We start from the raw sequence: 19,368 nt of genomic DNA, 5'->3' as shown, positions 1-19,368 counted from the left end.
ACACATAAGGAAAACGTAAGCAATGTACGCCGTACTGGTTATAACAGCACCTAAAAGTTATACCGCGCATTTCGGTATTGTAACATTCGGCGGACTTCCTTACATTTGCTCCGTGAAAAAAATTTTGACACTCATATTCAGTTTTTACTTGTTGGCTTTGGCGGTTATGCCTTGCAGCGACAAGGACGACTGTAAATATCATGGTTCAGAACAATCTACTTTCGCCACAACCGACCACTCAGACCACGACAGCGACACCGAGAATTGCTCACCTTCTTGTATGTGTGCTTGTTGCGGACAATCTATGACCAACATTTTCTACCCGACTGCATTATACAACCTGACACCTTTTGCATCTCAAGACTTTCTTGTTTACAACGCCTCTTTTGTTTCAGAGGTGTATTTATCTATTTGGCAGCCGCCTAAAATCAGTTAATGAATTTATGAGGTTCCGCCTTCAGCGGAACAAAACAAAACTACTTACGGTGCTAACGCACCGCAAGTAATCGTGTATTCATTCATTAAATTGATTAAAAAATAATGTTAGACAAAATAATTGCTTTCAGCATAAAAAATAAATTCATCATTGCATTGATGACGCTTGCACTCATTGTTTGGGGAGTGTGGAGTGCTACAAAACTGCCTATTGACGCAGTTCCCGACATTACCAACAATCAGGTGCAAATCATCACCGTTTGCCCTACCCTTGCAGGACAAGAGGTGGAACAGTTGGTAACTTATCCTATAGAACAAAGCATTGCCAACCTTCCCGACTTAGAGGAATTGCGAAGCATTTCCCGTTTCGGACTTTCGGTAATTACCGTTGTCTTTCACGACAAAGTGGACATCTACTTTGCACGACAACTCATAAACGAACGACTTAAAGAAGCCGAAAGCAAAATCCCAAAAGGTGTTGGAACACCTGAATTAGCACCCGTTAGCACAGGTTTGGGCGAAGTGTATCAATACATTATTCACCCGAAAAAAGGCAGTGAAAGTAAATACACAGCAATGGACTTGCGGACAATGCAAGATTGGATTGTTGCCCGACAACTTTATGGCACACCAGGAATTGCAGAAGTAAACAGCTTTGGCGGGCAACTCAAACAATACGAAGTTGCCGTAAATCCTGACCGTTTAATTGCAATGGGAATTACCATTCCCGAAATTTTTACCGCATTGGAAAAGAACAACGAAAACACGGGTGGTGCCTACATTGACAAAAAACCAAACGCTTATTTCATTCGTGGCGTTGGCTTGATTGGTTCGTTTGACGACATCAAAAATATTGTTGTAAAAACCAATCCTAACGGCATTCCTATCTTGATAAAAGATGTTGCCGAAGTTTGCTTAGGCAGTGCCGTTCGTTATGGTGCTATGACTTACAACGGTGAAGTAGATGCAGTAGGTGGAGTGGTAATGATGCTAAAAGGGGCGAATAGTGCCGATGTGGTTGGCAGAATTAAAGATAAAATGCAAACCATTCAAAAATCATTACCCAAAGATGTAGTAATAGAACCATACTTAGACAGAACAGACTTAGTAAACCGAGCCATCAGCACAGTAGAAAAAAATTTAATTGAAGGTGCATTAATAGTAATCTTCGTTTTGGTCATATTTCTTGGGAACCTCCGGGCAGGACTTATTGTAGCCTCTGCAATTCCATTATCAATGCTTTTTGCATTGGGCTTAATGAATGTATTTGGCGTAAGTGCAAACCTTATGAGTTTAGGTGCAATTGACTTTGGTTTGATTGTGGACAGTGCGGTAATTATAGTAGAAGCCACCTTGCACCATTTGGGTTTGCGAAAATCAATTGGAAAGCTAACACAGAATGAAATGGACGAGGAAGTTTTTCAATCCGCCTCAAAAATCCGCAACAGTGCTGCGTTTGGCGAAATCATTATCCTGATAGTTTATATACCAATTCTTACCCTTATAGGTATTGAAGGAAAAATGTTTCGCCCAATGGCTCAAACTGTTGGTTTCGCCATTTTCGGGGCATTGATTTTATCGCTTACCTATATTCCAATGATGTGTGCAGCGTTTTTACCAAAAACCATTTCACACAAGCAAACTTTTAGCGATAGAATGATGAATTTATTTCAACGCATCTATGCACCACTATTAGATAAAGCCATTCGTTTCAAAAAAGTAATTGTTGGCATAACGGTTGCCGTTTTTGTGGTTTCTGTTTTCCTGTTTTCAAAATTGGGAGGTGAATTTATACCTACATTACAGGAAGGCGATTTTGCTTTCCATTGCATATTACCGCAAGGCACATCACTTTCACAAAGTTTGGAAACATCCATGCAGGCATCCCGCATAATCAAAGAATTTGACGAGGTAAAAATGGTAGTTGGAAAAACAGGTGCAGCCGAAGTTCCCACCGACCCAATGCCCCCCGAAGCAACAGACATGATGATAATACTTAAACAGCCTTCCGAATGGAAACGGGATGTTACGTATGATGAACTGGCAGAAGAAATAGAAAGAAAACTAAGCACAATTCCTGGGGTTTTCTTTGAAAAAAACCAACCCATCCAAATGAGGTTCAACGAACTCATGACAGGTATTCGTCAAGATGTTGCCGTTAAAATTTTCGGTGAAAATATGGACACACTTTTGGCTTATGCAAACAAGGTAAATTCAGTTGTGCAAAGTGTGGACGGTGCAACCGAACCAAGCGTTGAACGGGTTGCAGGGCTTCCGCAAATCGTCATCAAATACAACCGTTCGCAAATTGCCAACTATGGTTTGAACATTGAGGATATAAACCACATTGTAAGCACCGCTTTTGCAGGTGGTGGGGCAGGTGTAGTTTATGAAAACGAACGCAAATTTGATTTGGTTGTTCGCTTGGACAGCACACACCGAAACAACATTGACGATGTAAGTCATTTGTATATTCCAACTACAAACGGAACTCAAATACCATTATCACAAGTAGCAGAAATAAAAATGGAATTGGGTCCTGCACAAATAAGCCGTGAAGATGGTAAACGCAGAATTGTTGTAGGTTTCAATATTTCAGGTAGAGATGTAGCAAGTGTAGTTACTGATATTCAAAAGGAATTGAACGAAAAAGTAAAATTGCCTGAAGGCTATTATTACACTTATGGTGGAACATTTGAAAATCTGCAAGCAGCGAGCAAACGCCTAATGATTGCATTACCAGTAGCTTTAGCACTCATTTTTATGTTGCTTTATTTCACATTTGGTTCAGTAAAACAAGCAACACTTATTTACACCGCAATTCCAATGAGTGCAATAGGCGGAGTATTCGCCTTGCTCATTCGTGATATGCCTTTCAGCATTTCGGCAGGTATTGGTTTTATTGCCTTGTTTGGCGTAGCGGTTTTAAACGGCATTGTACTGATTGGAACTTTTAACCAATTGGAGAAAGACGGAATGACCGACATTATCCAACGCATAAAAGAAGGAACGAAAATCCGTTTGCGACCTGTGCTGATGACTGCCACTGTTGCATCGTTGGGGTTTCTACCAATGGCACTTTCGCATGGTGCAGGTGCAGAGGTGCAAAAACCTTTGGCAACTGTTGTAATTGGCGGATTGATAACAGCAACCTTTTTAACCCTAATTGTTTTGCCGTTGTTGTATTTGATGTTTTCAAAAATCAAAAAGCCAATACGCAAAATATCTGCAACGGCTATTGTAGTTTTTGCGTTGCTTTCATTCAATGCTGCAAATGCTCAAACGCCAACAGCCAAAACCATTTCGGTTGAAGATGCCATAAGTTCAGCATTGAAAAACAATTTAGAAATGCAATCGCAACAACTCAATGTGCAATCTTCTGCAACCTTGAAAAAATCGGTGTTTGAATTACCAAAAACGGATGTCAATTTTCAGTTTGGGCAATTTAACAGCATCAATCAGGATAAGGCATTTCAGGTTTCACAAAGTATTCCCTTTCCTACTTATTACACCGCTAAATCAGGTTTGTATAAAGCCGAATTGCAAAGTAGTGAGTTGCAGCAGCAAGCCACCGCCAACGAAATAAAAGCACAGGTGCAATACTGGTTTTATCAGTTGCAATATTTACAAACCACAAAAAAGCAACTGCAATCTCTTGACAGTTTGTATAACGATTTTGTGAATGCTGCCGCCTTGCGTTACAAAACAGGCGAAACCAATTTGTTGGAAAAAACCACAGCCGAAACCAAACGGGGACAACTTTCTCAGTTACTTAAACAAAACGAAACGGAATTTACAACGGCTTACAATTCGCTTAAATCGTTAATGAATACAAGCGAAGATTTTACAATTTCGGTAAGTGAAAATTTGCAACCGCTTGTTTTAAGCAGTTCGTTTGACACAACGCTAATAGCAAATAACCCATCGCTAAAGGTGTTGTATCAGCAAGCAATAATTGCAGAACAAAACAAAAAGTTAGAAACCGCCTCTACACTTCCCGACTATAGTGTAGGTTACTTCAATCAGTCGCTTATTGGGGTGCAAACTATTAACGGCTCTGATGTATTCTTTGACCGCAGCAAACGTTTTCAAGGCTTCAACATAGGTATCAGCATTCCGCTTACTTTTTTCAGCAACGCTGCAAAAATAAAATCGCTTGACTACAAACAACAAGCATTGCAAAAAGTAGCCGATAACGGAAAACTGATTTTACAAAACCAGTTGCAAAATGCTTTTCAGCAATACAACCAGAATTTGTCGCAATACAATTATTACAAAACCACCGCTTTGCCCAATGCTGACATAATAATCAGCACCGCAACGCTTGGTTTCAAAAGTGGCGACATTGGTTACATTGAATACTTACAAGCCTTGCAAACCGCTACTGATGTGCAGTTGAGTTATCTGCAATCGGTTAACCAAATCAATCAATCCATCATCAACATCAATTTCTTAATCAACAAATAAAATTTCAAAACATGAAAAATATAATCCTCATAGCAACCATTGCAACATCAATAGTATTTGCATCCTGCAACAGCAAAAAAGAAACGCACGGAGAGGAAAACGAGCATCACGATGAACACGAAAACTCCAACACGTCAATGCTCACAGCCGAACAAATGAAATCAATAAAAATTGAGTTCGGTAGTGTTGAAAAAAAACAACTCACAGCTTCCCTCAAAGCCAATGGAATTTTGAAAGTGCCAAATCAGAATAAAGCCAATGCAACGGCATCATTGGGCGGAGTAATCACATCTATCTTAGTGCAAACGGGCAACACTGTTAGCAAAGGACAGATAATTGCCACCATCACCAATAATTCATTCATCACTTTACAGGAAGAATTTTTAAGCATTTCTTCAAAAGCAGAATTGGCACAATTAGAATTTAACCGACAAAAGGAATTGCAACAAGGCAACGCAACAGCACTAAAAAATCTGCAATCAGCCGAAGCAGAACTTAAAACATTAAAAGCAAGACGAGCAAGTCTGAAAAAGCAATTAGAGCTAATCGGCATTAATACCGAAACGCTTACTTCAGATAATATTCAGTCTGCCGTTAGTATCACAAGCCCAATCAGCGGGGCAATCAGCAATGTAATGGTTAACATTGGCAGCTATGTAGATGCCGATAATCCCATAGCCGAAATTGTGGACAACAACCAACTGCATTTGGATTTGTATGTGTATGAAAAAGATTTACAAAAACTAAAAATTGGACAAACCATACATTTTACCCTTACCAACAATCCGGGTAAAGAATACGATGCCGATGTTTACGCTATTAGCAACACATTTGAAGCAAACACCAAAGCCATTGCCGTTCACGCAATGGTAAAAGGCAACAAACAAGGACTGATTGACGGGATGAGTATTACCGCACTAGTAAGTTTAGAAAATGCAACCGTTGATGCAGTGCCTACCAACGCCATTGTAAACCACGAAGGGCAGGACTATATTTTTATCGTTACCGATGCTCACAAGGAAGTAGAACACCATAGCGAAACCACAACTGCTGAGCATAAACACGATGAACACGGACACGAACACAGCGAAAAGGAGGAACCCGAACCCGCCGAAGAAGGAACAACCTTTGAAAAAATTCCTATTCGCAAAGGCACAACCGATATAGGTTACAGCGAGATTACTTTGCTAAAGGAAATTCCCGCTAATAGCAAAGTAGTAGTTAACGGAGCATTTTTTATATTGGCTAAAATGAACAACAAAGGAGAGGCACACGAACATTAAAAATTTAAGCTATGAAATTTAACACATCAATGCCGACAGCACTAAAACCATACTTTCAAAAGGAAATAAGCGAAGCTGTAAATGCCTTTTCTAAAGGATATTTGCAACAAAGTTGGCAACACTTAGAAAGAGCACACATACTTGGACAGCCCTATCCTTTTGCACATTCCTATGTTCACTGGAAAATGTTGATTTTCGGCATCAAAACTAAAAATCCAAAAGAAGTAATCGGACAAATTCCCCGCTTATTAGTCGGTGGAGTAAAATCCTTTGTCGGTAACATCCCACTAGGGAATACTGGAGGTGCAAATGTTCCACCACTACAGCCCATGGAAATACCCGAAGACCTTAAAATAATAATTAAAGCAACAAGAAAATAAAATGGGACATAATCATTCACACGACCATAATAACAACAATTCAACTGGTAATATAACTGTAGCATTTTGGCTCAACACGGGTTTTGCATTAGTGGGCGGGCAGTGCGAATACAAACATTTGAGCAATTAATAAACATTGGTGCTGGCAGACAGTTTTGTGCTCCGAAAGCGCCAACTTCTTGTAGCCCCAAAACGTTATCTCCCCATTTTTAAAACAACATTTCGTCAGGTTTTAACCTTAAAAAACATCTTGATATTTCATATTATAACCTTAATTTTAGTAAATAATTTTAGGATATAACCTGATGGATATTTCAAAACAACGACTAATTATTGAACAAGCTGATAGAAAATTGGCATTGTTCAGACCTTTGAGTTCATTTTCAATACCCCCCAAAGGATGGATACATACAATACGCATTGCTTTAAAAATGTCGTTGAGACAATTGGGTAATCGTTTAAAAATATCTCCTCAAAGTGTAAAAGAGATTGAGGAACGTGAGGCCAATGGTTCAATTACAATAAAAGGCCTTAGGGAAGTTGGAGCGGTACTTGATATGAAACTTGTTTATGGGTTTATACCAAAAGGACAAAGTATTGAAGAAATGATTGAAAAAAGAGCTTTAGACATTGCAAAGGATATTGTAATGAGAACTTCATACACAATGCAACTTGAGGATCAGGAGAATTCGAAAATTCGTATAGAAAAAGCAATAAAAAATAGAGCTGAAGAAATCAAAACTAAAATGCCAAAGTATTTATGGGATTAGAAATAGAATATATTGAAGGGCAAACACCTTTAGATGAAGATGAGAAAGAGGGGCTGTTAATAAAATCAATCACAACGCGTGGTGAATTAGACGAATTCGAACAATTAAATATAGAAAAATCTGTACAGTGGACTATTGGAAAAAAATGGAAACCTGAGTATATCCTATCCGAAATTTTTGTAAAGGAACTTCATAAAAGAATGTTTAACGAAGTCTGGTCTTGGGCAGGTAATTTTAGAAAGACAAACAAAAATATTGGAGTCGATAAGCATCAAATAGGATTTTCTTTAAAACAATTATTGGATGATAGTCTCTATTGGTTAAAGAATAAAACATATACTGATGAGGAATTTGCAATAAGATTCAAACATAGAATTGTTAAAATACATTGTTTTCCAAACGGTAATGGTAGGCATTCAAGATTAATAGCAGATATCATTATTAGTCAATTATTTGGAAAACCGATATTTACTTGGAATAGCACAAATCTAAATAAAAAGGGAGAAGCGAGATCAGTTTATTTGACTGCGATAAGGCAAGCAGATTCTGGTGATATTAAGCCTTTGATTGATTTTGCTAAAACATAAAAAAACGGCAGGTAATACGGGTTTTGAGTCAGGCGGATTTACGTGCAAACTTGGAGCTTTGTGTTCCGAAACCCGCCCGAACGCAAAGCGCGGGAACGTTAGCGGGCTTCGTAAAAGACAACGATACATATCCAAAAAAATTTAGGCAATGGAAGTATCAAATATAGAAACGACTAGGCTTAAAATTCGGCATCTCAGATTATCTGATTTGCCTGATTTTCATGTTTATCGTTCTAATCCGGAAGTTGTTAAATATCAAAGTTTTGATACTATGACAATGGAACAAGCCGAAGAATTTATTAAAGACAATTCAGCAAGACACTTTGGAAAAGCCGGAGAATGGGTGCAGTACGGCATTGAAAATAAAGAAACGAAAAAAATTATTGGCGACTGTGCAATTAAGCTTGATCAATCCGACATAAGAATTGCAGAAATTGGAATTACAATTTCGCATCTTGAACAAAAAAAAGGTTTTGCAAAAGAAGCGTTAATTGGGATTTTGTCGTTTCTGTTTGACACCCAAAAAATACACAGAGTAGTTGAAATTTCGGACGCAGAAAACAGGGCTTCCGTGAACCTATTAAAAAGCATCGGTTTTAGACAAGAAGGACACTTTATAGAAAACATATTTTTTAAAGGAAAATGGGGAAGTGAATTTCAATTTGCCATGCTAAAAAGAGAATGGGACGATAGAAAAAAGTAATGGTTTACAAAAAACAACGAACCGCTGACATCCGTTTTGCGTCAAGCGAGGCGATGCTTCAACAAATTCAGCATGCCGCGTGCAAACTTGGAATTTAGAGATTCTAATAAACTTGAGTAATAAATTGATGCTTTGTGCTCCGAAAACCCGCCCGAACGCAAAGCCCGAAACCGTTGTGGGTTATAATTAAAATTAATATGAAACAAAACTCAAAACTTCTTTTAATCCTTATTTTTATTGCATTTCTTGTTCGTGTTTTTGTGATTTGGATTGGAAGACCTGAATTTGTAGGATGGTTCAATCATACCTACTATTATTATGTTCAAACCAAAGGTTTGCTTGAAAATGGGGCACTACCTTTTCCCGATATGCCGTTGCTTTTCTATATTTATGCTTTTACAGCAAAAGTTTTAAGTTGGTTTGGAGTTGAAAATCATGTAGCCATTGTGTCAGCAACAAGATTTTGGATGTGCCTGATTCCTTCTTTATTACCCATTCCGGTTTATGCTACTATAAAAAGTATTTTTAAAGAACAGACCTTGCCTAATTGGATGTGGGTATTCGTTTTTGCCAGTGCATTTTATCCTTTGAGCATTTTGTATATGCCTGAATTTTTACAAAAAAACGCTTTAGGCTTGCTCTTGTTAGCCATCATTATGCAACAGTCAAAATCGGCACTTGATAATCTGAATGTCAAACGCTTCTTTATAATTTTTCTTGTATTTATCTTAATGGTACTTAGTCATTTCGGAAGTACAGCGACAGCTCTTTTATACACTGCATCGTTGATGCTGTCTTTGTTAATTCACACAAGAAAAAGATTGTCGCTTAAGCTTGTTTTTAGCTTATTTATTGGGTTAGGAATTGCATTACTTGCATTTTACTTATTAGACATACAAAGATTTGAACGAGTAGGTTTTTATATAAACCGAATATTTGACAGTTCAAGTTTGGGAATGGTTTTTTCGGCTAATGACCCAGATAAATTTGCTTCGTTATTTATACTTATTTTTCCTTTGGGTGTGATAGCAATTTTCTACTATTGGTACAGAAATACCAAGACAAAACCTGATGAAGAAAATAGTATATTTTGGATATCCAATATCTTGTTCTGTTACCTACTCGTATTTCCCATCTACGAACTCTTGTTAATGGCGAGATTTGCAAACTACATATGTTTACCCATAATCTTTGTGCTGCTTTTTATGGTTCAATATAATATATCCAAGCCGTGGATAAAAAAGTCGGTTATCGGGCTGGTCTTGTTTGGTACAATCCTCATCGCAGTTGGTGATATCTCGAATTTAACCCGAAACAGAGAAAGTAATGATGAGACTTATCTGGATTTGATGAAAATGAAATCAGCAGTAGGTTTTAACAATAACGATTTAATAATAACAAGAAATGGCGCGGAACACATTAGTAACTGGTTTCTTGGCACAAAATCTTGTTTAATTACCTCGTTTAATAATAACGATTTGCAAAAATATGAGCGGGTTTTTATTTTAAACCCCACAGAAGAAAGTATGAGTTTACCCGGCAACTCGAATGAAGCCACACAAAGATACAATTATATGCTCAGTGACATAGTGATACCATCTGATGCGAACCAGACGTACAAATCTGAATACATAAACCTTTATCAAATACAAAACCTTCCAAAGGAATGGAAGTTTGACGATAAAGGAAATTGGTTTGGATATGAAAAATAAAGAACGCACAACACGGGTCCGGCAAAAGTGGCGGTTTAGTGCTCCGCAGACACATTTGTGGTAAATCAAAGTTTGGTTCTCCGCATCAATATTTGTACTAAAGCTTCCCGCCCATCGCAAATCACATCCTGAAAATAAAAAAGGCGAAGTGTTGCACTTCGCCTTTTTTTATGACCCTTGAGATAAAGACTTAGTTTATTCCCTTCAATCGCTCAATCTCAGCGGCGAGCGCAGACTGACCGGCGGTGGTCGTCACATCCGCGGTAAAAGCCGCATTGAGTTGCTGAACGGCCGAAAGACTGGCCGCATAACTGCCGAGTGCAAAGTGATTTTCCGCCGTCAAAACGCGAAGATCGCTGACCGATAATCCTGCGGTATGACTAAATATCCAGTTCGCATCCGCGGCAAGGGCATTTGTGATGCGACCATTGGAAGCGGTGTACTGCTTTAGCGCATGTTCCGTAAACGCCCATCCCGCCCACAAATCGGCGGTGACGTCAGACGTAGCCGAACCAAAGCTAAAAACGGTGACGGCTTCATCTAAGCTGTCCGTTTTCATCTGTGACCATGCCAAACCGGTAAAGGCTTCTGAAAAAGCAGGGTCTATCGCGATGGCCGCGCGAAAACGTTCTTTCGCTTGCGGATACGAACCGGTTTCAAAAAAAGTCCAGCCTTCGGCTACCGTGGCCGCATAATCTTCAGATGTTCCCGGATCGGGACCGCAACTCGATAACAACACGATCGCCAGTGCGCAAAAGATAATTTTATTTTTCATGATTACTCCTACTTCATCAAAAGCATTTTACGGGTTTGTACAAAGCCGGGCGTTTCTAAACGATAAAAATACACGCCGGTAGAAACGCGTTTGCCGCGTTCATCGGTGGCATCCCACAGCAATTTGTACGAACCTGCAGGTGCATGACCATGCACCAGTGTTTTGACCTTTTGTCCGAGTACGTTGTACACCGTCAATGTCACCAGACCTTCTTTCGCCAGATCGTAAGCGATCGTGGTGGACGGATTAAACGGATTCGGATAATTGGCTTTCAGAGAAAAATTTGTCGGAACGGTATTGGAACCGGTGAACGACGGATCATACACGATGCGCACTTTACCGAGCGAAGTGATCTTGGCTTTGGCCATACGTTGCTCCGGATAGACGCCGGTTTGCAAACGTACGATACGACCGTCCGTTTCGCTTTCGATAAAAATTTTACCGGCATCTTCGTACTGCGAAGGTTCAAACCGTATCGTTATTTCCGACGGTTCCTGCAGTGTCAATGCGGGTGCGAATTGGTACGCCGTGCCGTTCATAGATGCATCCGTCGCAACCGTGATGTACGTCGGCGAAACAATGGCTTTCGATTTCACCAAAAGCTGGGCCTGGGCGTCGGTCGAAGCGACGTTTGTCGTCACGCCGGGTTTGGCCAAAGTCGCCGTAAAGGAACGGAAGTTCACAGCCTGTGCGCCGGTGGCGGCCGTAGCGCGTGTACGAATCGTATAAGCGCCGCTGCTTGCAAATTCAAATTGTCCGCGATATACCCGCGATGTAGATACAGTCATCGTCAGCGCGGTCGAATCGCTTCCCAAAAACATTTTGACGTCGGGCAACCCGATGAGCGCCGTATCCGCGATGACATAGACGTCGGCGTATTGTGCCAAAGCCGGATTTTGGTGGACCGATGTACTCAGACTCAACGGCGCCGGAGCTTGTATCGTAATGACGAGCTTAGCTGTATCCAAACCGCCGTTCCCATCGCTGACCGAATACGTCAGCGAATCGTTGCCGCTGTAACCGATGGTTGCGGTATAAGCGATCGTCGTATCACCGGACGGGATCGTCGCCGAACCATGCTGGGGTGACGTTATGATGGCCGCGATCGTAAGCGTTTGGCTCTCGACGTCGGTGTCATTATTCAAAGGATGCGCTACGACCGTTTGAATACCCGTCGTTGAAACCGCGTCGTTTTGTGTGAACGGTGCATCGTTGACGGAATTAACGGTAACAGTCAATGTATCGCTGGCCGTAGCGCCGCTGTCATCGGTCGCCGTAACGATAACTTCCGCGATGCCGAATTGATTAGCGATCGAATTGACAACCACCGTATCGTGCCGCAAACTTAATGCAACGATGGCCGGTTGTACGGAAACGGAATACCGCAAACTATCGTTGTTGAGCGCTATATCATTATCGCCGAATACCGAATTGAGTTGTGCTAATGCGATAACGCCGAAATCTTCCGCTGCGGTAACATCGGCAATGGTGTTGTTTCGCTGAGGGGCTGAATTGATATAACCGTTGACCTGAAGATAAATGATCGCTGTATCAAGGCCTCCGAGCCCATCGCTTACGGCATATTGGATCGAGTCTATACCGCTATAACTTACTGTCGGCGTATAGGAAATCAACGTATCCGCCGGGCTTACTACCGTAGCTGTTCCGTGTTGCGGCATCGCGACGATCGCTGCGATGACGAGGGCGTCCCCGTCAATATCCGTATCGTTTTTGAGCGGTTGGACATACGCCGTATATCCCGCATTGGATTGCGCGACATCGTAGGTTGCCACAGGCCGGTCGTTAACGGAATTCACGGTAACATGTATCGTGTCGCTGACCGATGCGCTGCTGTCATCGGTAGCCGTGATGATCACTTCGGCGGATCCGAATATATCCGGAGAAGAAAAAATTACCAGCTGCGAACCGCGCAACACAGAAGTTACGGCTGAGCCGTTGACCGAGACGTTGAATTGCAAATGATCGCCCACGGTGGTCATATCCGAATCATGAAACACCGTGTCGAGCGACGCGACGATCAGGCTATCAAAGTCTTCATTGACGGTCACATCGGCAACCGATGATTTAATTTCCGGCGCATGATTAGGGCGTTCGATGATGACGGTGGATGCCGTAGCCGTAATGCTGCGACGTCCTGTCGCGTCAATCGCCGTAACGCGCATATCGTAGGTGCTGTCGATGGTAAGACCTGATAGATCAGCCAGAAACGTTGTCTGAACATCCGTTGAAGGAGTAAAAGCCGTAAATATCCGTACCGGTGTCGATGATCCGGATTTGTAAAAATTATACTCGATGGCTGTGATGTTAGACGATGTATTGGAGACGGTATGCGCTTTGTAAAAAGCATGCGCCTGCGTGACAGACCAGTTTCCATTGGCATCCTTGCTGCGCAAATAGAGCGTATGAAAACCCCCGCTGACGGAAGTGATATCTACCACGCCGTTGACCGTCACATCCGATGAAGCGGTAAAGCTCAAGGCCGTACCCGCGCCGAAACCCGGATCGGTGTCGATGAAATATTCCATCGCCGTGATCTGAGGATCAGACGGAGCAACATAGTTGTGTGGTTTATAAAAGGCTTTCGTAGATGCGATAGACCAATTACCATTGGCATCTTTGGTGCGAATAAACAATGTATGAAATCCGCCTGAAAGTGCGCCGATATCCACTAAAAAATTGTGTGTGATATCCGACGAAGCCGTAAATCCCGGAACGGATGTTCCGTTACCATACCCCGGATCCTTATCTACGAAGTATTCGATGTATGTGACTTGCGGATCCGTCGGGGGGGTATATACTACCGATTTGTAAAAAGCGCGGCTATTGAGTACGGACCACTTATGAAATCCGTCGCGTGCCCGTACGTACAATGTATGAAAACCGCCGGGGAGCGCAGAAATGTCGATCATGCCGGTCACTGTCGCATCTCCCGACGAGGGGGATCCCATCGCTATTCCGTTGCCAAAGCCGGGATCCGTATCAATAAAATACTCTACGCGCTGCACCGCAGCTGCAAACGAACCCGATTCGCCGGGCATAACATAAAAGGCTTTTGCTGTTGCTTGAGACCAACCCCCGTTGTTATCCCGTGAACGAACATACAGCGTATGAAACCCCGATGGTAATCCGGTTGTAGATACGGTAAATACAAATGTTTTATCCGAACCCGAAGTAGCTGCACTTGGTGCTACAGAAGTGCCTAAGCCAAATCCGGGATCGGTATCTATGAAGTACTCGACAGAGTGCACATCCGGCGGGCTTTGCCCGAATAAAGATGTGGCACTGAGCCATAGCCCGATAAGGGCTGTAAAAAATTTCATATTAACTCCCGTTCAAATGAAGGTTGAACTAATTCGATGCGCATTTTTGCAGATAGAATTAGTTATGTGATTTCACTTTGACGGTGACATTATTGAGATCCGAGGCATCAAATTGATAAATAGACGGAATCGGTGGAATACCCGACGGGATATAAGCTCTGCCGGCGCTATTGTCATACATACCGCAATCAACACCTCCGAAGCCATTGTTATCGGCCGGGCCTTCCGTAGCGATTTGCCACTTCGTGTCAGATGTGCCGGAAGATACGAAAACACTCGACATGCTGATGTTGCTTTGATTGCCGTTAGCTGTCCAGCTTGCGAAGGCGGTGTCTGCAGCTATATTATTGTATGGGGTAATGCCTACGCTTGTAAATTTCCCTGAACGCAGAATATTGTTGTTGAAAATTAGGGCTCCGTTACTAATGTTGACGTTTCCGTATATGATATTATTCGATACATCACCAGTTACATCGGATTGGATGCTCAAAGCACCATACGATGCGTTTCCTCCGGTATATTCCATAAAGTTATTTTTAATGGACAATTGTGTGTTATTACTAGCTATGGTAATACAGTGGTACCATGCAGCTGTTTGTGTCATAAAATTTTGATGAATAACTACACTGTCTTGGGCGTATACGTAGATACCATAGTCGTACAAAGAAGTTATTTGAAAACGATTACGTAAAATCTGCACATTGTCCGCATCCACATATAGCGATGTCAGAAAGTGTAAGCCCATCAGCACGGAACCCTGAGCGCCTCCTTGAATCGTCACCTGCGTGTTGATTTTTGCTGAATTGGTATCGGCCTGTAAGTTGGTGTTTTCGCCTAAAAAATATCCGGGACCGATGATCGTGAGTTTTTTGTTAAAGCTAAATCCGGCATACGCAATGGATGAACCTGATACAAGGATCGTGTCTCCGGCAAGTACGGAAGATGAAGCAACGGCCGCGGCAATAGTCTGAAAATTAGCGCCCGGTCTCTGATCCACGGTCCATGTTTTGGCGTAAGTCTGTACGCTACAAAGCGCTAATAAGGCAATCATCGTCATAAGTTTACGCATAGAAATAATCCTTTGGTTTAATGAAATGTATGATTTTAAAACCTATTAAATAAGTAAAGTATGTTTATTAGAAAATGAGCTGCGAAAAGTATTTATCATAAAGCTATTATAAAACGATGGCAGAGCAATGTTTTTTTTACAAAAAAGCTTCATAACCAATGATGATAAACTAATTTTTTTGTCCGGTATGTGATCCAACGCACACTTGAAGAGGATTTATAGCGTCAAAATTTGTTGAATGTTTATTCAACAATATGTTTTATAATGATTTGAAATTAACCTACATAAATATGTAGGCGATGTAATAATGTTATTTAATGATGTTATACAGGAAATGTTTGATTAGTAATCTTATTCTTTATTCTAAATCTTTTGATATTCTGCGTTTCCTCATGTAAATTGCGTTGCAAATCTGTGTAAGCTATTTCTTGGACTGCTTCATGCATCGTATTCGTCTAAAATCCGGCAAAGAAAAGAAAATTCGCAATGCGTACCCGTGGATATTTCGCGATGATATCGCCACGCAATTCAAAGATCGCGGTGATATTCCCAATGGCGCTATCGTCGAAATCGCCGATGCGGAGGATAAGTTTCTTGCCGTGGGTTATTATAACGCGTTATCTCATATTGTCGTGCGGGTGCTCGATCGGAAAAATCGTACGATAGACAAACATTTCTTTAAGCAGCGTATTCAACGGGCCTTTGATTTTCGTACGCAATTGGCGTTGTCATCGGACGCACGGCGGTTGATTCATGCCGAAGGTGATCGCCTGCCCGGTTTGATGGTGGATCAATTCGGCGAATATCTTGTAGTGCAATTTCGCTCGCTGGGGATGGAAAAATTTCGTACTGAAATATTAGAAACTTTGGTCGAAGTCGTTAAACCCAAAGGTATCTATGATCGCAGCGACATGGAATCGCGTGAAGAAGAAGGGTTGGAGCCTTTTTCGGGTGTTGTGTATGGTGCGATACCGGAAGAAATCGTCATATCGGAAAATGATTTGTTGTTTCATGTAGATATTCATCGCGGACATAAAACCGGTTTTTATTTGGATCAACGTGAAAACCGCGCGTATGTACGTACTTTGGTCAAACCTAATCAAACCGGACTGGATCTTTTTTCCTACACCGGCGGATTTGCTGTGGCTTTAGCCCAATCCGGTGTGCGCATGACCGCCGTGGATCAAGATGCTGTCGCTCTGGAAGGTGGCCGGGCCAATGTGCGTCGTAATAATGTCGAAAAGCGGTTACAATTTATCCACGCCGATGTATTCAAGTACATGGAAGAGCAGGTTGCTCTCAAAACTTCGGCGCCGGACAAGGTGAAAAAATACGATGTGATCGTTATTGATCCACCGGCCATTGCTAAACGTAAAGAAGGCATCGAAAAACTGAAGTGGGCCTATTGGAAGTTGCTTCACCAAGCGATCCAACTTCTTAATCCGGGCGGGCATATCGTACTTTCATCTTGCGCGTATCACATGCCGGTGGACCTGATGCTCGAGGCCGCACGGTTTGCTTCCGCGGACAATGGTGTTTCGATGCGCGTAGTCAATATTACCTATCAGCCACCCGATCATCCGTGGATGCTTCAGATTCCGGAAACGCTGTATCTTAAAACAGTGTATTTCCAATTGATGTAAGATCGTAATTGTTTTACATTCAGAATATACAACAGGAGAAAAATATATGAAGCGCTTGATGCCTTTATTACTGATGATTTTGGCTACGATCGTATGGAGCGGTTGCTTTGAAACCAAAGCCGATTATACGATCAATCCCGACGGTTCAGGAAAAGTGACGGTCGAAGTAACGACCGCCGGCATGGATGGCATGATGGGTAATATGAACGGTAAAACACCGGATGGTTCCAAAACAGCGCGCGAAATTATTCAGCAAGCGACGGGTGTAGACACATGGAAAGATGTTGAATTCCGGGTACTCGACGACGGACGCAATTATTTCAAAGGCACAGCGTATTTCAAAAATATTTCCAATGTAAAATTTAAGAATGCCGGAGCCGGAGACAGCATCGTCGTATATCAGGATGCACAAAAGAACTGGGTACTGGAATTGGCAACGAACCCCTCAAAAAAATCCGATAAAGCCAAATCCGGTTCAGAAAAAATACCGACCACCGATGCGGAAATAACCAAAGCCGTAAAAGAACAAAAAAACGGTTATAACCAAATGCGTCCGATGCTGTTGGCGATTATGGGCACGATGAAAAGCGAAATGAATTTTCGTTTGCCCGGCAAAGCACAGTCGTCTAATAATATGACCCAACAGGCCGACGGTTCGTATCAGGTTTCCTTTACCGGCGAGAAGTTCATTCAGGTATTAGATAAATTGTTTGCCGACGAAAATTGGCTTAAAGAGCAAGCGCGGGCGGGCGCCAATATCAAAGACAATCCGCCGTCCGGCGATGCGGTCAACGAATTACTTTTCGGTCAAAAAGGCCCGGTGCGTGCCGTGGTGAGCGGTAAAACAGCGCCTCAATTTAATTACGACGCCGAAGTTTCTGCGGCCAAAGCCGGTTATGATGCGATGATCGAACGTCTCGGACTCAATCAAACCGAATCTTCGACTACGATGGAGTCTTCAAAGTCCGAACGTGCCGTCCAGAGCTATCAAGGTGGGACTTTTGATTGGGTCAAAATCACCCGCATTACCTATTCCAATGTCGAAGATCCGGACTATTTCCAGTTTGGTACGGATCAAAGTTATCAGGTAACATTTACGGGTGCGTTGCCGGGCGCGATCGTCAAAACGGAACGTGCCGTAGTTACCGGTGCCATCGCCGACAACGGACAAAATCTTTTGCATGAAAGCGAATGGTACCGCGAAACCAACTACGTCGAAATGTCCAAACAAAAAGATTTTTTACGTTGGACGCTGACATTGGCTGTACCGGATGCTACCGCCAAAGGCATCAAACGTGTCGAGGGAACGGTGTATGCTATGCGCAGCACTTCCACAAGTGTCGTGGATCCCGGTATTCGAAAGTTTGAAAAAGGCGCCGAAGGCAATCAATACGGTACGGTGATTGAAGATATTCAGGATGATGAATATACGCATCAGATGGTCATTCGTGTAGGCTTGCCGGATTTCAAATTGAATAAAATGGATATCCTTGACGAAAAAGGTAATCCGGTTGGTATATCGGATCGGTATATCAGTACGTACACTGAAGAATCTACGACGATGGTGCTGAATCTGAATGCCGCCGTGCCCAAACGCGGAACGATCAATATTCATATCCATGATGATGTCGAAGGCGTCGAGCTTCCGTTTGTCGTCGAAAATGTTAATTTTTTAGGCCAATCGATGTCGCCTGCCGTAGAACAAAAGCAAAATAAACCGCAAGAAAAAGACTTGCCGCGTGATCCGGTAAAAGAAAAAACTAAAGGCAAAGGTAAGAAAAAATAAAGCGGTATGGATCAGGATAAGTTAGCCGTTATTGGTACGTTGTATTCCGTTATCGGTGAAGAAGGTTTGAGGAAATTAGTTGATCGTTTTTATGATATAATGGATACCGATTCCTCAGCACGTGAAATACGTGCGATGCACCCGACCGATCTTACCGAATCGCGGGATAAATTGTTTATGTTTTTGGTGGGTCGTTTCGGCGGGCCGCCGGTCTATATGGAAAAAAGAGGCAGTCCGGCATTGCGCATGCGTCATGCGCCGTTTCCGATCAATGGAAACGCCCGCGACCAGTGGATGGCTTGTATGGGGCAAGCTATGCGTGAACAGTTGCATGAGCCGGGGATGATTGATTTGCTCAATGAGTTTTTTTACATGGTCGCTGATGCCATGCGTAACCAACCGCATTAATAAGAAACG

General features: G+C 42.2%; 14 protein-coding genes. 11 read left to right on the top strand and 3 right to left on the bottom strand.

All coding sequences use genetic code 11. The annotated features are described in order from the left end of the window. Nucleotides 1-22 precede the first annotated feature (22 nt). From HUU58_08760 to HUU58_08725, 8 genes are all read left to right on the top strand, one after another. Nucleotides 23-436, top strand: a complete 414-nt coding sequence (locus HUU58_08760) for a hypothetical protein (GenBank protein ID NUN45760.1) — start codon at nt 23-25, stop codon at nt 434-436. Nucleotides 437-540: 104 nt separating this feature from the next. Continuing rightward, nucleotides 541-4,902, top strand: a complete 4,362-nt coding sequence (locus HUU58_08755) for a CusA/CzcA family heavy metal efflux RND transporter (GenBank protein ID NUN45759.1) — start codon at nt 541-543, stop codon at nt 4,900-4,902. Between the two features lie 11 nt (nt 4,903-4,913). Beyond that, nucleotides 4,914-6,185: an efflux RND transporter periplasmic adaptor subunit gene (locus HUU58_08750; protein ID NUN45758.1), complete on the top strand. Its 1,272-nt coding sequence runs from the start codon at nt 4,914-4,916 to the stop codon at nt 6,183-6,185. 11 nt (nt 6,186-6,196) lie between these two features. After that, entirely contained in the window at nt 6,197-6,565 is a 369-nt protein-coding gene (locus HUU58_08745; GenBank protein NUN45757.1) for a DUF3703 domain-containing protein, read from the top strand. Between the two features lie 305 nt (nt 6,566-6,870). Continuing rightward, on the top strand, nt 6,871-7,335 hold the full coding sequence (locus tag HUU58_08740) for a mobile mystery protein A (protein NUN45756.1): 465 nt from the start codon (nt 6,871-6,873) through the stop codon (nt 7,333-7,335). Beyond that, nucleotides 7,326-7,922, top strand: a complete 597-nt coding sequence (locus HUU58_08735; GenBank protein NUN45755.1) for a mobile mystery protein B — start codon at nt 7,326-7,328, stop codon at nt 7,920-7,922. Before HUU58_08740 ends, HUU58_08735 begins: the two co-directional genes overlap by 10 nt. Nucleotides 7,923-8,070: 148 nt before the next feature. After that, nucleotides 8,071-8,625 carry a GNAT family N-acetyltransferase gene (locus tag HUU58_08730; GenBank protein ID NUN45754.1) on the top strand — a complete coding sequence of 185 codons (555 nt, stop codon included), beginning with the start codon at nt 8,071-8,073 and terminating at the stop codon, nt 8,623-8,625. 197 nt (nt 8,626-8,822) lie between these two features. Then, nucleotides 8,823-10,337 carry a hypothetical protein gene (locus HUU58_08725; protein NUN45753.1) on the top strand — a complete coding sequence of 505 codons (1,515 nt, stop codon included), beginning with the start codon at nt 8,823-8,825 and terminating at the stop codon, nt 10,335-10,337. Between the two features lie 190 nt (nt 10,338-10,527). Here the strand turns inward: HUU58_08725 and HUU58_08720 are convergent, their stop codons facing one another. Genes HUU58_08720 through HUU58_08710 form a run of 3 tightly spaced genes read right to left on the bottom strand, consistent with a single transcriptional unit; the run spans nt 10,528 to nt 15,522 of the window. Then, nucleotides 10,528-11,112: a hypothetical protein gene (locus HUU58_08720; GenBank protein NUN45752.1), complete on the bottom strand. Its 585-nt coding sequence runs from the start codon at nt 11,110-11,112 to the stop codon at nt 10,528-10,530. 8 nt (nt 11,113-11,120) lie between these two features. Continuing rightward, nucleotides 11,121-14,453, bottom strand: coding sequence for a tandem-95 repeat protein (locus HUU58_08715; GenBank protein NUN45751.1), 3,333 nt, complete (start codon nt 14,451-14,453; stop codon nt 11,121-11,123). A gap of 58 nt (nt 14,454-14,511) precedes the next feature. Further along, nucleotides 14,512-15,522: a hypothetical protein gene (locus HUU58_08710; GenBank protein NUN45750.1), complete on the bottom strand. Its 1,011-nt coding sequence runs from the start codon at nt 15,520-15,522 to the stop codon at nt 14,512-14,514. A 440-nt stretch (nt 15,523-15,962) separates the two neighbouring features. Here HUU58_08710 and HUU58_08705 point away from each other — a divergent pair, with 440 nt between their 5' ends. Genes HUU58_08705 through HUU58_08695 form a run of 3 tightly spaced genes read left to right on the top strand, consistent with a single transcriptional unit; the run spans nt 15,963 to nt 19,359 of the window. Then, nucleotides 15,963-17,165, top strand: a complete 1,203-nt coding sequence (locus tag HUU58_08705) for a class I SAM-dependent rRNA methyltransferase (GenBank protein NUN45749.1) — start codon at nt 15,963-15,965, stop codon at nt 17,163-17,165. Nucleotides 17,166-17,211: 46 nt separating this feature from the next. Beyond that, nucleotides 17,212-18,951, top strand: coding sequence for a hypothetical protein (locus HUU58_08700; GenBank protein NUN45748.1), 1,740 nt, complete (start codon nt 17,212-17,214; stop codon nt 18,949-18,951). A 6-nt stretch (nt 18,952-18,957) separates the two neighbouring features. After that, the gene (locus HUU58_08695) at nt 18,958-19,359 is read left to right on the top strand and encodes a group II truncated hemoglobin (protein ID NUN45747.1); all 402 of its coding nucleotides are present in this window, start codon (nt 18,958-18,960) and stop codon (nt 19,357-19,359) included. Nucleotides 19,360-19,368: the final 9 nt, after the last annotated feature.

The sequence above is a fragment of the bacterium genome (genome assembly GCA_013360215.1).
Classification (GTDB): Bacteria; CLD3; CLD3; order SB21; family SB21; genus JABWCP01.
The sequence above is the reverse complement of the archived record's forward strand: the minus strand, read 5'-3'. Positions and strand labels throughout refer to the sequence as shown.